This window comes from Streptomyces sp. NPDC026538, assembly GCF_055567535.1.
Window position 1 is genome coordinate 452,048 of sequence record NZ_JBVHQG010000006.1, and the last position, 12,816, is coordinate 464,863.

Below are 12,816 nucleotides of genomic sequence, written 5' to 3' on the forward strand. Positions count from 1 at the left end.
TGGTTCGGCGGAGCAGTTGATGATCGCCGTGGAGCAGTTGGTACGCCATGTGCGGCACAGCGCCACCACCGGCGGTCTGAGCACCGCCGCCTCCGCCGCGCTGGGCCGGCTGGGCCGGGAGGGTCCGCTGCGGCTGACCGAACTGGCCCGCGCCGAAGGCGTCTCGCAGCCGGGGATGACCCAGCTCGTCGGCCGGCTGGAGCGCGCGGGGCTGGTGGCACGCCACGCCGACCGCACCGACGGCCGAGGCGTCCTCGTGGAGATCACCGGGACCGGACTCGAAGTCTTCCGGCAGCGGCGCTCCGAACGCGCCCACGCCCTCCGGGAACTGATCGAGGAGCTGACCGAACCCGAGCAGCGGGCCGTCCGGCTCGCCCTGCCCGCCCTGGCCCGTGCGATCGAGGGACGCCGGGCCCACGACTGACCCCTTCACTCCCTCCCCCCACAGCCGTCCCGTCCGTCCGCATCCGGAGAGAGGACCGTCGATGAGTGCTCCGCACCCGAGGACCGCAAGCCCGTTCAGGCAGCCGAAGGCCGTGTGGGCCGTGGCGTTCGCCTGTGTCATCTCGTTCATGGGCATCGGCCTCGTGGACCCGATCCTGCCCGCCCTGGCCACGAGTCTGCACGCCTCCCCCAGCCAGGTCTCGCTGCTGTTCAGCAGCTATCTGATCGTGACCGCGGTCGCGATGCTGATCGTCGGCTGGGTGTCCAGCAGGATCGGCGCCAAGCGCACCCTGGTCACCGGGCTGGCGATCATCGTGGTGTTCGCCGCGCTCGCCGGCACCTCCGGCTCGATCAACGGCATCGTCGGCTTCCGCGCCGGGTGGGGGCTCGGCAACGCCCTGTTCATCGCCACCTCGCTGGCCGTCATCGTCGCCTCGGCGAGCGGTGGTTTCGCCGGCGCGATCATCCTCTACGAGACCGCCCTGGGCCTCGGCATAGCCGTCGGCCCCCTGCTGGGCGGCGAGTTGGGGGCCATCAGCTGGCGGGGTCCCTTCTTCGGTGTGGCCGTACTGATGGCGATCGCGCTCGTCGCGACGCTGGCCTTCGTGCCGGCGCTGCCCAAGCCGGAACGCCGTACCTCCCCGCTGGCCCCGATCACGGCGCTGCGCCACCGCGGTCTGCTGACCATGGGCATCATGGCCCTGCTGTACAACTGGGGCTTTTTCACGATGCTCGGCTACGCGCCCTACCCGATGGAGCTGGACGCCCATCAGCTGGGGCTCGTCTTCACCGGCTGGGGTCTGCTGGTCGCCGCGTTCAGCGTCTTCTTCGCGCCGCGTCTGCAGGCCCGCTTCGGCACCGCGCCCGTGCTGTACGCCAACCTCGTCGGCCTCGGCGCGGTGATGGCCGTCATCGCCGCCGGGGTCGACACCCCGACGGTCGTGATCGTCGCCGTCATCGTCAGCGGGATCTTCATCGGCGTCAACAACACCTTGACCACGCAGGCGGTGATGGTGGTCTCGCCGGTGGAACGACCGGTGGCCTCCTCCGCGTACGGCTTCCTGCGGTTCATCGGCGGTGGCCTGGCCCCGTACGTCGCCGGAAAGCTCGCCGACGCCACCGATCTGAGCGTGCCGTTCTACCTGGGCGCGGGCACCTTCCTGCTGGCGATCCCGGTCCTGGCCAGCGGGCATGGGCTGCTGCGCGAGGCGGAGTCCCGCCTCGGTGGCGGGGAGCCGGTCGCCCCGACGCTCACCCCCGTGGGGCGGCGGGTCACGGCCGACACCGGCCCGGTCGTCGTCGCCGTCGGCGACCACGGGCAGGCCGCCGCCATCGTCGACGCCGCCGCCCGGCTCGCGCGGGACACCGGCAGCCCGCTGGAGGTGGTGCACGTCCAGCGGACCGCCGTGGTCGAGGAGCAGGCCGCGGACACCGAGACCGCCGAGCAGGCGCGGGCCGCCGTGACCGCCCACCTGGACCGGCTCGCCGCCCAGGGGTTCGCCGCCACCGGCCAGGTGCTGGACAGTGTCGGCGATCACGCCGCCGCGGGCCGGGTGCTGGCCCGGCACGCCGCCGAGGTCCACGCCCGTGCCGTCGCCGTCGGACGTTCGCCGCGCGGCCCGCTCGCCCAGTTCGCCGACGGCAGCCTCACCACCGCCCTCGCCCATGCGGCGACCTGCACGGTCGTCCTCGTCGACCCGGCCGACGCGCCCCTGCGCCTGACGGCGTCCACCCTCGTGGAACTCCGCGGCGACACCCCGGCCTGATCCCGCGGTCCGGTCGGCCGGCGGCGCTCAGCCGGCGGGGCGGTGGTCCTCGACGGCGCGGTCCCCGACGCCCTCACCCACGGCCACCGAGGCCCGGCCCTCCTGCGAGGTGACCACCTTCGAGGGGCGGTTGCCGCGGTCCAGGACGCCGCCGGTGACGGCCAGCGCCAGACCGGCCATCGCGAGGGCCGCGCCGACCAGGTTGGGGGCCGCCCAGCCCCAGCCAGCCGAGATCACCAGGCCGCCGAGCCAGGCGCCGGCCGCGTTGGCCATGTTGAAGGCGGAGTGGTTGGAGGCCGCGGCCATCGTCGGGGCGTCCTTCGCGTTCATCATCAGCAGCATCTGGACGGGCGTGGTGATGAGCGCGCCCATCGCGCCGATGAAGGTGACGGTCACCAGGGCCGGCACCGTGCTGTGGACGGTGAAGTAGAACGTCACCAGCGCGGCCGCCAGCAGGATGATCCCGGCGTACAGCGTCGGGCGCAGGGCCCGGTCGGTGAGGGGCCCCGCGGCCAGGGTGCCCAGGGTCATGCCGACGCCGTAGAGGGCGAGGACCGCGGTGGTCGAGGAGTCGGAGATGCCGGTCAGGTGCGTCAGCATGGGGACGAGGTAGCTGTAGACGGCGAAGAAGCCGCCGAACCCGACGACGGCGGTGCCGAGGCCGATGAAGACCTGCCGGTTGCCCATCGCCCGCAGTTCCCGCCGGATGCCCGCCTGCGGGCCGCGCGGCTGGTGGGGCACGAGGAGGGCCAGCGCGGCGAGCGCCACCAGGCCGATGACGGCGACCGCGCAGTAGGCGTACCGCCAGCCCAGATGCTGGCCGAGGGCGGTACCGGCGGGGACGCCGACGATGTTCGCGACGGTGAGGCCGAGGAACACGCTGGAGACGGCGCGTGCCGCACGCTCCGGGGCCACCAGCCGGGAGGCGACGACTGCGCCCACGCCGAAGAGGGCGCCGTGCGGCAGTCCGGCCAGGAAGCGGGCGGCGAAGAGCAGGCCGAAGTCCGGGGCGAGCGCGGACGCCGTGTTGCCCACCACGAACAGCCCGGTCAGCAGGAGCAGCAGTCGCTTGTGGGACACCCGGGCGCCGATGCCCGTCAGCACGGGGGCGCCGACGACGACGCCGAGGGCGTAGGCGGAGACGAGGTTGCCGGCGTGCGGCACCGAGACGCCGAGCCCGTCCGCGATCTGGGGCAGCAGGCCCATGGTGGCGAACTCGGTGGTGCCGATACCGAACGTGACGACGGCAAGGGCAAGCAGGGCCAAAGGCATGGTGGGTGAGCGAACCTTTCGGGGACGGCGGTCCGGGGACGGGGAGCGGGACGGACCGGGAGGCGTTTTCGGCCTCCGGGGCCCGTCACGCCGAGCGCCCTTGCCCAGCACACCCCCAAGAAGGGTGTAGCGACATGGGGCCGGGTCCGCATTCCACGATTGGCCGAAACAGCAGGGTGACCTGCGTCACGACCACTGAGGCGGGTGCGTCACGGCCGCCACGGCCGGTGCTCACGGCCACTACGGCCGGGGCCGCTACCGGCGGTCCCGCAGGGGCGGAACGGCCGGGACCTCCGGGGCGTCGGCCACCGCTTCGGGGGCGAAGGAGGCGATACCGAGGTCGAGGGCGAGTCGGGACAGACGCGCCAGGCGTCCGGTGCGGGACGGTCGCATGGCTTCTCCGGATGCGGTCCGGGTCCTGGTCGGCGATTTTTTTAGCTTGGACGTGCCGAACGAAACCGTAGCATGGCCGTGCTATAAAAGACGGGTGCCGAAGGTAGTGGACCCCGAGCAGCGTCGCCGCGAGGTGATGGAGGCCGTCTTCCGGGTCGTGGCCCGCCGCGGTATCCAGGCGGCCACCCTCCAGAACGTGGCCGCCGAGGCCGGGCTCGCCGTCGGCTCCGTGCGGCACTACTTCGACAGCCACGCCGAACTGCTCGCCGCCGCGGCCCGCCAGATGGTGCACCGCGTGGAGGCACGGGTGCTGGCACGGCTGGAAGAGCGGCGCCCCGACCGGGATCCCCGACGTTTCGTGGAGGAGATCGCCGGCGAGTTCCTGCCGCTCGATGCGGCACGCGCCGACGAGACGGCGGTCTGGCTGGAGTTCTCGGTGGCCGCGCGCACGCACCACACCCTCGGCTCGGTCGCCGCCGAACTCCACGACGGGCTGCGGGAGATCAGCCACCGGCTGCTGCGCCGCCTGGGCGTGGACGACCCGGTGGCCACGGAACACCTCGCCGCCCTCCTCGACGGCCTCGCCCTCAACGCGGCGCTCCACCCGGACCGCCTGGACCCGGACACGGTCCGCGCGGTCCTGCGCCACCATGTGGCACAGCTGCCCGGCGTACGGCCGGAGGGGCCCGCGGGCACACCCTGAACAGGGCCTGCCCGCACACCCGTCGACGTCAGTCGCGGTCCGGGCGGACGGCGCGCGCGGCCATCGGCCGGTTCAGGCGCCGGTGGCTCTCCGGCACTCCGCGCACAGCCCCCACCAGGCGATCTCGGCCTCGTCGACGGCGAAACCCAGGTCCTTCTCGGGGGTGAGACACGGCGCCATTTCGGCGTCAACGGTCTCGGCTGGGCCGTCTCCATGGCCGTCGCCGGGGACCGCTGAGACGCGGCGACCGCTCCGGCCGCCCGTTCGCCGGCCGGATCTCGCCCTTCCTGCCCTGATCGCACCTCCCCGGACGAGAGGCTAGCCTCCGTTCACAGAGCTGACGTATCGTCATATCCTTTTATGGGAAAAGGAATTCAGGCAGGACCACTGGCGCGGCACACGTCCCACCGGATATCTCATGCCTCTGACAGCGTTGGTATCTCGTGTCGGAGTGAAGGGAAATCCCGTGCGACTGCGCCCCCTGCGCGTCCTGTGCTGTTCCGCCGTCCTCGCCCTGTCGGCGCCCGTCCTGCTGCCGGGCACCGCCTCGGCGGCCGTCCCCGTCTCCTCGGTCTATCTGCAGAACTTCGTCACCGGCCTCGACGCGGCCGACAGCGGTGGCACGGTGGTGGCCCACAACCCCAAGGGCAACGAAGACCACCAGCAGTGGACGGCCGTCGCGATCGGCGGCGGCTACCAGCTGCAGAACGCCGACGAGTCCGGCACCTGCCTGGGACGCAGCGGCACCGCCGCGGTGACCGCCGCCTGCGGCGCGGACGGCACCACCTGGAGCATCACGGCCGGCGCCGACAGCACCTACACCGTCACCGCCCCCGGCACCTCGCAGTACCTCACCGGCTCCACATCCGGCGCCGTACAGCTCGGCTCGGCGGGCGACCTCGCGCGCTGGTACCTCACCCCGGTCTCCTACGCGACCACGACGATGCCCTCCGCCGACACCCGCACCCTGGACCAGGTCACCTTCCTGACCGCACACAACGCCTTCGCCAACGGCTCCGACGGGAACTTCGCCTCGTTCCCGGTCAGTCTGTTCCCCAACCAGAACCACGGGATCAGCCGGCAGCTGTCCGACGGGGTCCGCGGTTTCATGCTCGACGACTACACGGTCTCCGGCCAGGCCGTGCTCTGCCACAACAGCTGCGACGGCGTGAGCAACCCCGTCCCGCTCGCCACCGACCTCCGGCGCATGGTCGACTTCCTCAAGGCCAATCCCGGCCAGTTCGCCACGGTCTTCCTGGAGGACTACGCCTCCTCCGACGTGCTGAAGTCCTCCCTGGCCTCGGTCAACGGCCTCTCCGACGTGCTGTACCGGCCGGACCAGGAGGGCGCCGCCACCAGGGGCTGGCCCACGATGGCCGACCTCGCCGCCCGCGGCAAGCAGTTGCTGATCTTCAGCGACCGGACCCGGGCGAGCGACACCGCCAACGGCTGGGCCACCCGTGACACCTTCGGCGTCATGTACCAGCGCGAATGGACCGTGGAGAACTACTGGTCCATGGGCGGCGGCATAGGCGACTCCGACTGGTCCTGCTACAGCCGCTGGGGCACCGACAGACCCCTCACCACCGACTCGGCGGCCTTCCACCCGCTCTTCGTCATGAACCAGTTCCGGGACTACCCGATCAGCTCCACGGCCGCCACCGACAACGGCAAACTCCTCAACCGCGCCCAGAACTTCTGCACCCCCGCGGCCCGCAAGAAGCCCAACTACCTCGCCGTGGACCGTTACGACACCGGATCGCCCACCCCGCTCACGACCGTGGGCACCCTCAACACCTACATCCTCGCGCCGGGCCAGTGACAGAACCCATGTAGCGGCCGACGTTCTTCAACGCTCGGCAACGCCCGTGCGACGAGGGGACGTTGAAGGTAAACCCCTGACCAACTCCTTCCGTGCGTTGGCCCGGAGTTCATCAGCCGCGCCTGATGCACCCCATCTCCCGGGGCCCACAGTGAACGGCGGCCCGTCCTCACGGCCGGGCCTGCCGCCACTCCCGCAAAGGTTCCCGCCCCCCGGAGAACTTGAGAATGGAGCATCCATGGCCGAGTTGACCCGTCGCAGACTCCTGGGCTCCGCCGCCGGCGCGCTCGGCGGCGCCGCGGCCCTCTCACTCCTGCCGCCCAGCGTCCAGCAGGCCGTCGCCGCCGGACCGCCGAAGAACAGCTCGCTGCGCGACATCGAACACGTCGTCATGCTGATGCAGGAGAACCGGTCCTTCGACCACTACTTCGGCACTCTCTCCGGCGTCCGCGGCTTCGCCGACCCGCACGCGCTGAAACTGGACAACGGGCGGTCCGTCTTCTACCAGCCCGACACCGTCAACCCCAAGGGCTACCTGCTGCCCTTCCACCTCGACACGCACACGTCGAGTGCCCAGGCCATCCCGTCCACCAGCCATGCCTGGTCGGTGCAGCACCAGGCCTGGAACAACGGCAAGATGGACCAGTGGCTGCCGGCCCACCGCAAGGCCGACGGCGTCAACGGCCCGTACGTGATGGGCTACTACACCCGCAAGGACATCCCCTTCCAGTTCGCCCTCGCGGAGACCTTCACCATCTGCGACAACTACTTCTGCTCCGTCTTCGGCCCCACCTGGCCCAACCGGCTGATGTGGATGACCGGGAGTATCGACCCGGGCGGCACCCTGGGCGGCCCGATCATCAGCAACGTCGCGCCCACTCCGTACCGCTGGACCACCTATGCCGAGCGCCTCCAGGCGGCCGGCGTCAGCTGGAAGGTGTACCAGGAGGAGGACGACTACGGCACGAACATGCTGGAGCAGTTCGCGACGTTCAAGAACGCGCAGCCCGGCTCCGACCTGTACGAGCGGGGCGTGCGCCCGCAGCCGCACGGCACCTTCGAGGACGACGCCCGCAACGACCGGCTCCCGACGGTGTCGTGGATCTGCCCCACCAGCTACCAGTCGGAGCACCCGGACTACCTCCCGGCCGCGGGCGCCGACTACGTGGCCTCCAAGATCGAGGCCATCGCCTCGAACCCCGAGGTGTGGCGCAAGACCGCGTTCATCCTCAACTACGACGAGAACGACGGCCTGTTCGACCACGTGGCGCCGCCGACCCCGCCCGCGGGCACCAAGGACGAGTTCATCCAGGGCCTGCCGATCGGCGGCGGCTTCCGGGTCCCGGCGATCATCGTCTCGCCCTGGACGGTGGGCGGCTGGGTCGCCACCGAGGCCTTCGACCACACCTCCGCCCTGCAGTTCCTGGAGCGGTTCACCGGTGTCGAGGAGCCGAACGTCAGCGACTGGCGTCGTGCGACCTTCGGCGACCTGACCTCCGCCTTCCGGTTCCGCGAGGCCCGTCCGCGACCGCCCCGCCTCCCCCGCAACACCGCCGAGCAGCTGGAGAAGGCGAAGGAGGAGGTCGCCACCCTCCCCAAGCCCACGCTCCCGCAGGCCGACCAGAGCTACCCCCACCAGGAGAAGGGCCACCGCCCCCACACCTGACCGCCACCGCACCCCGCCGCCGCGGTCGGCGGCGGCGGGGTGTCAGGAGAACGGCCGTCCGTCCGGCGCCGCGTTGTCAGCAGAACGGCCGTCCGGCGGCGGGCTGTCAGGCGAATGGCCGTCCGCTCGGCGGCAGGTTGTCACGCGAACGGCCGTCCGTTCGGCGGCGCACGCCGAACGGAGTCCGTCCTACGGCTTGGCGGCCGGCTCCAGTGCGCCCACCGCCGCGGCGGCCGCGGACGAGTCCTCGCCGTAGAAGATGTCGATGTCGACCTCTTCGCCGCCCATGGTCAGCGTGTCCCAGGCGCCGCTGAGGACCAGCATGCGCAGTGTGGCGGGCTGCAGGGTGCGCAGGCGCTCCAGGATCGCCTCGTCGTCCGGCATTCCCTCCAGCCGCAGGGCCAGACGCGCACGGATGGCCTGCATACGCTCCAGCAGCGTCTTGGTGTCCGCCTCGCGGTCGGGCTCGTCGGGGATCCCGTCGATGCCGTGGCCGATGATGTCCTTGATGGCCCAGGTGACGCCCTTGTCGTCGGTGGTGACCATCGCCTTCCAGGCCCGGCTCTTGTGCCGGTACTGGAGCATCGACATGGCCGCCTCGTGCCGCAGGAAGTCCGCGTCCCGGAACGGCCGCCCGCTCCACGCCCCGTTGAGGGACCGGGCCAGCGAGATCGCTGAAGCCAGACCGCTGTTGAGGCCACGGCCGGGCCAGAAGTGGATGGCGTTGGCGGCGTCACCGAGGAGGAAGCCGTAGGTGCCTGGGGAGTTGGCGGTGGGCGGCAGCAACTCGGCCGAGAAACGCGGTCGTTGCACCATGTCGAGCCGGAAGCTGGTGACCGCCGACAGGTCGTCGGCCTCGACCCCGAACAGCAGCAGGCCCTCGCGCACCCGGCGCCACAGCGGGGAGCCCTTGACCAGGGCGGGGAGGAACAGCGTGCCGTGGGTCGCGCACTGGAAGTCGCCGTACTCGTCGCGGTCCATCAGGCACGGCCGGGAGGCGATGCACTCCTCGAAGACCCGGCGGACCGGGTCGAGGCCGATGACCTCCGCGGCCTCGGCATCGGTCAGCCGCATGTTGAGGAAGCCCTCGCCGCGCAGCGAGTTGAGCAGGAAGCGGTTCTGGGCGACGGTCAGCAGCACCGCCATGGGGTCGGTCAGGCCGGACTTCACCCGCAGCCCGAGGACGACGTCCTGGAGGTGGCGCCCGTCGAGGGAGTAGATCGATTCGTCGGCCTTGCCGAAGCGGGCGGCGAAGCGGTCCCGGGTGCGCGAGCGGCCGCCGTCGCAGATCGCGAGCACATGCTGGGTGGCGAGCGCCTCCTGCTGCTCCTCCGCGTCGAACCGGGCGGGTATGAGCCGGATCCGGTCCCGCTTCTCGTTCGCCAGCTCCAGCAGCCGGTCCTCGATATAGGCGATGCGCATGTTGCGCGGGTGGTTGTCGCCGACCGAGTCCGGACCGGAGGGCCACATCTCGGTGAAGTGCTCCGGGTCGAAGAGGCGCTCCCGGACCTCCTCCGGCCAGGCGAGGTACTGGCGGCTCTGCACGGTCACCACCTGCAGACGCCGTACGTTGCCCTCCGCCGGGCTCTTCCAGACGACGGTTCGGCCCTGCTTGCGCCACCTGCCGTCGTAGACGGTGATCTGCACCTGGGGGCCGAGGAAGTGCTCGAGGAGCAGGGCGAACGACAGGCCGACCGGGCCGCCGCCGGCGACGGTGACCCGCAGGACGGGTCCGCGTTCGCCTTCCTCCGCGCCGTGCGTCACGGATCGCGGCAGGGAGAGCGCCATCAGCGTCTCCATGGCGTCCGCCACCTCGAAGCGGAACTCCTGGTCGCCCAGGGAGATCTCGTCACCGGGCTGCAGCAGCCGGGACTCCACTTCCTCCCCGTTGACCAGGGTGCCGTTGCTGCTCTCCAGGTCACGCAGTACGTAACCCTTGTCCTCGTCGAAGACGATCTCCGCATGGAAGCGGGAGACGCTGAGGCTGGAGATGACGACGGTGTTCTCCGAGTTGCGTCCGAAGGTGACGCGGGTGTCCAGGACCGGGATGCGCTCCCCCGCCAGCAGACCTTCGAGTCCGACCAGCACCGGTGCCACGGCACTTCCTTCCACAAGCTTGTCAGTTGTTGAACCGGGACACCGATCACGCGCTACGGCGCGGCAGTTCCCAAGTCGGCATGCGGCCCTGTCCCCCGTCCGCCCCCGTTGGCGAGCATATACTTGCTTAACCAAGTATTTCCAGTGCGCGCTTCGGTACAATCCCTGCCGATCTGACGGGAGTTCGTCGGTTTTCGGCCAGTGTGGACTCGCTGCGGTAGGCCCTCAGCGGGCCGGGCGGATGCCGCCCGGCCCGCCGGGCTCGGGGTCAGCGGCCGTGGCCGTCGGAACGCTTGCGGTGCAGGGTGAAGTTCTCGAAGACGGTCAGTTCGCCGTGCGGCTTGTTCACGTTGTAGTACGTGACGTGCATCCGGGTGGTGTCACCGGGGTGCCGGCCGGGGTCGACGGTGAACGCGGCGAAGCCGTAGGGGTGTTCGGTGTCCCGGACGCCCGTCCACACCGCCTGCTCCTTGACATAGGTGGAGGTGCGCTTGCCGTTGGAGCCGGGGGTCGCCGACACGGCGGTGATCACCTTGGCCGTGCCGTCCTTGAAGAAGCTCTGGTTGGTGGTTCCCGAGACGCCTCCGCCGCCGAGGATCATGTGCACGGTGCCGAGGCCGGCGTCGATGTCGTCGGTGGCCCGGGAGACCGGGTTGGGGGTGAGGGTCTCACTGCCGGTCACCACACCGCGCACGGCCAGCGAACGCTCGTAGTTGTGCTCGTGACCGCAGAGCACCAGGTCGACGTCGTACCGGTCGAACAGCGGGCCGTACTTCTCGCGCAGGCCCAGGTCCGCACCGTTCGCGTCGGAGGAGCTGATCATGACCTGGTGCATGGCCACGACCACCCAGTCGATGTCGCGCGAGGAGCGCGCCGCCTTCAGCTCCCGCTCCAGGAAGGCGAGCTGGCGGCCGCCGGAGTAGCCGCTGATGTAGACGTCACCGCCGTCCTGCAGGCAGTTGTCGTCGTTCTGCAGCACGATCACCCGCACCGAGCCGGCCGTGAACGCGTACCACAGGCCCGCGAGTTCGGCGTCCGTCTCGGTGGAGGGGAGGGAGAAGTAAGTCTGGTAGGCGCCGAGACCGATCGGGCCGTTGGCCTTCTCGATCTCGTGGTTGCCGGCCGCCGGCATCCAGGGACGGAAGCGCGCCGAACGGGTGTTGTTGGTGAAGAAGTTGTTCCAGGTCCGCACCCGGTCGACGTCCAGGTTGGCGTAGCAGAGGTCGCCGTTGAGGAGGTGGAACAGCGGGGCGACCTGCTCGATACCGGTGACGATGTCCTTCGTCGCGGGCGTGGAGTTGGCGTCCAGGGCGACGGTGCCGTCGGCCGACCAGGTCACCTGCGGGGCGGACTGGTCGCCGAAGCTGGTGAAGGTGACCGGCCGGCGTCCCTGCGGGGCCGTGCGGAACGTACCGCTGTCGGGGGTCGCCCCCTCGTGCGTGGCGAGGTAGAGGTAGTCCGTGTCCGGGGCGAGCCCCTTGAGCAGGGCGTGGTGGACGTAGACGGTGCGGTCCGAGGTGCCGTCGACGTAGGTGACGGTCTCGGCCTTCTTGCTGGAGCCGAAGCCGTGCTCCAGGGTGCCGTAGCGCACGACGGGCTTGGTCACCGGCCGGTCCGTGATCCACGACACCGTCATCTGGGTACGCGGGTCGGCCCCGAAGGTCAGGTGCAGGCCCTGGACGGGGGGCGCGCCCGAGGAGTCCGCGGTGAGGTGGAAGGCCGGAGCGGCGTACGGCGCGGCCTGTGCCGTACCCGCGCCGAGCAGCCCGGTGGCGGCGGCACCCGCCCCCGCGGTCCCCAGCAGGCCCAGCGCGTGACGACGGCTGAACCCCTCCGAACCTTCCGCCGATCTGCCCTCTGTTGAGTCTGCCTGTGTGGTCATGACGCCCTCCCGACGAACAGCTGAGCTGACAACGACCGCACCCTGACCCAGCCCAACTGCCCCCACATGAACACCACATGACCACACGGCCACCACACGTCAGGCATCGGGCCGCCAAGACCGACCCATGCCCTCGCCTTTACCGTCAGCCGCCCCGGTCTTGACCGACCCCACTCCCCGGGGCCTACGAGGTGAGACCCGCGTCACACACGACTTCCTGTCACACATCGCGGTCCGCTCCGGTCAATCAGGTGCAACCGCCACACAGCGAGGAGATCATCGTGGAATCGCGACTCGACTACTTCGGCCACCCGCTCGCCGGGAAGGTGCTGAGGCACATCAACTCGGCCGGCAAGGCCGTCTCGGACTCGACGCTGCCGGCCACGATCCAGGAGCTGGTGAAGATCCGCGCCAGCCAGATCAACGGCTGCGGCTTCTGCACCGACATGCACACCAAGGACGCCGCGGTGGCCGGGGAGACCGCGCAGCGCCTCAACCTGGTCGCGGCCTGGCGTGAGGCGAAGGTGTTCACCGAGGCGGAGCGTGCCGCGCTGGAGGTGGCGGAACAGGGCACCCGGATCGCCGACGCGGCCGGGGGCGTCTCCGACGAGGTGTGGGCCAACGCCGCCAAGCACTTCGACGAGGAACAGCTCGTCGCCCTGATCTCCCTGCTCGCCGTCATCAACGCCTACAACCGCATCAACGTCATCAACCAGCAGCCCGCCGGGGACTACCAGCCCGGCCAGTTCGGGTGACCGACGCCGGCAGGCG

The 12,816-nt window shown here is 70.7% G+C and carries 10 protein-coding genes; 6 read left to right on the forward strand and 4 right to left on the reverse strand.

All coding sequences use genetic code 11. The annotated features are described in order from the left end of the window. Positions 1–19: 19 nt before the first annotated feature. The gene (locus ACZ4N4_RS25725) at positions 20–424 is read left to right on the forward strand and encodes a MarR family winged helix-turn-helix transcriptional regulator (RefSeq protein ID WP_467592853.1); all 405 of its coding nucleotides are present in this window, start codon (positions 20–22) and stop codon (positions 422–424) included. A 61-nt stretch (positions 425–485) separates the two neighbouring features. Continuing rightward, positions 486–2,210, forward strand: a complete 1,725-nt coding sequence (locus tag ACZ4N4_RS25730; protein WP_467592484.1) for an MFS transporter — start codon at positions 486–488, stop codon at positions 2,208–2,210. Positions 2,211–2,237: 27 nt separating this feature from the next. On the opposite strand, the gene ACZ4N4_RS25735 is transcribed toward ACZ4N4_RS25730, so the two are convergent. Further along, on the reverse strand, positions 2,238–3,482 hold the full coding sequence (locus ACZ4N4_RS25735; protein ID WP_467592487.1) for an MFS transporter: 1,245 nt from the start codon (positions 3,480–3,482) through the stop codon (positions 2,238–2,240). A 255-nt stretch (positions 3,483–3,737) separates the two neighbouring features. Then, the gene (locus ACZ4N4_RS25740) at positions 3,738–3,875 is read right to left on the reverse strand and encodes a hypothetical protein (protein WP_467592489.1); all 138 of its coding nucleotides are present in this window, start codon (positions 3,873–3,875) and stop codon (positions 3,738–3,740) included. A 94-nt stretch (positions 3,876–3,969) separates the two neighbouring features. Between ACZ4N4_RS25740 and ACZ4N4_RS25745 the strand changes: the two genes are divergently transcribed. The 3 genes from ACZ4N4_RS25745 to ACZ4N4_RS25755 all read left to right on the forward strand — a co-directional run bounded on the left by ACZ4N4_RS25745 (position 3,970) and on the right by ACZ4N4_RS25755 (position 8,066). Next, positions 3,970–4,578 (forward strand): TetR/AcrR family transcriptional regulator, encoded by a 609-nt coding sequence (locus ACZ4N4_RS25745; RefSeq protein WP_467592491.1) that lies wholly within the window; start codon positions 3,970–3,972, stop codon positions 4,576–4,578. Positions 4,579–5,050: 472 nt separating this feature from the next. Continuing rightward, positions 5,051–6,400, forward strand: coding sequence for an RICIN domain-containing protein (locus tag ACZ4N4_RS25750; RefSeq protein ID WP_467592858.1), 1,350 nt, complete (start codon positions 5,051–5,053; stop codon positions 6,398–6,400). Positions 6,401–6,638: 238 nt separating this feature from the next. Further along, positions 6,639–8,066: an alkaline phosphatase family protein gene (locus tag ACZ4N4_RS25755; protein ID WP_467592493.1), complete on the forward strand. Its 1,428-nt coding sequence runs from the start codon at positions 6,639–6,641 to the stop codon at positions 8,064–8,066. 189 nt (positions 8,067–8,255) lie between these two features. Here ACZ4N4_RS25755 and ACZ4N4_RS25760 read toward each other — a convergent pair whose 3' ends face one another. Both ACZ4N4_RS25760 and ACZ4N4_RS25765 read right to left on the reverse strand, forming a co-directional pair. Continuing rightward, a complete protein-coding gene (locus tag ACZ4N4_RS25760) occupies positions 8,256–10,163 on the reverse strand; it encodes an FHA domain-containing protein (RefSeq protein WP_467592495.1) in 1,908 nt (635 codons plus the stop codon). A gap of 268 nt (positions 10,164–10,431) precedes the next feature. Further along, the gene (locus tag ACZ4N4_RS25765; protein WP_467592497.1) at positions 10,432–12,045 is read right to left on the reverse strand and encodes a purple acid phosphatase family protein; all 1,614 of its coding nucleotides are present in this window, start codon (positions 12,043–12,045) and stop codon (positions 10,432–10,434) included. A gap of 281 nt (positions 12,046–12,326) precedes the next feature. Here ACZ4N4_RS25765 and ACZ4N4_RS25770 point away from each other — a divergent pair, with 281 nt between their 5' ends. Continuing rightward, positions 12,327–12,800 (forward strand): carboxymuconolactone decarboxylase family protein, encoded by a 474-nt coding sequence (locus ACZ4N4_RS25770; RefSeq protein ID WP_453576344.1) that lies wholly within the window; start codon positions 12,327–12,329, stop codon positions 12,798–12,800. Positions 12,801–12,816: the final 16 nt, after the last annotated feature.

What these genes read in the sequence shown, in the direction of transcription:
- ACZ4N4_RS25740 (WP_467592489.1), bottom strand. Translation starts at nt 3,875, where the DNA reads ATGCGACCGTCCCGCACCGGACGCCTGGCGCGTCTGTCCCGACTCGCC.
- ACZ4N4_RS25755 (WP_467592493.1), top strand. Translation starts at nt 6,639, where the DNA reads ATGGCCGAGTTGACCCGTCGCAGACTCCTGGGCTCCGCCGCCGGCGCG.
- ACZ4N4_RS25730 (WP_467592484.1), top strand. Translation starts at nt 486, where the DNA reads ATGAGTGCTCCGCACCCGAGGACCGCAAGCCCGTTCAGGCAGCCGAAG.
- ACZ4N4_RS25725 (WP_467592853.1), top strand. Translation starts at nt 20, where the DNA reads ATGATCGCCGTGGAGCAGTTGGTACGCCATGTGCGGCACAGCGCCACC.
- ACZ4N4_RS25765 (WP_467592497.1), bottom strand. Translation starts at nt 12,045, where the DNA reads ATGACCACACAGGCAGACTCAACAGAGGGCAGATCGGCGGAAGGTTCG.
- ACZ4N4_RS25735 (WP_467592487.1), bottom strand. Translation starts at nt 3,482, where the DNA reads ATGCCTTTGGCCCTGCTTGCCCTTGCCGTCGTCACGTTCGGTATCGGC.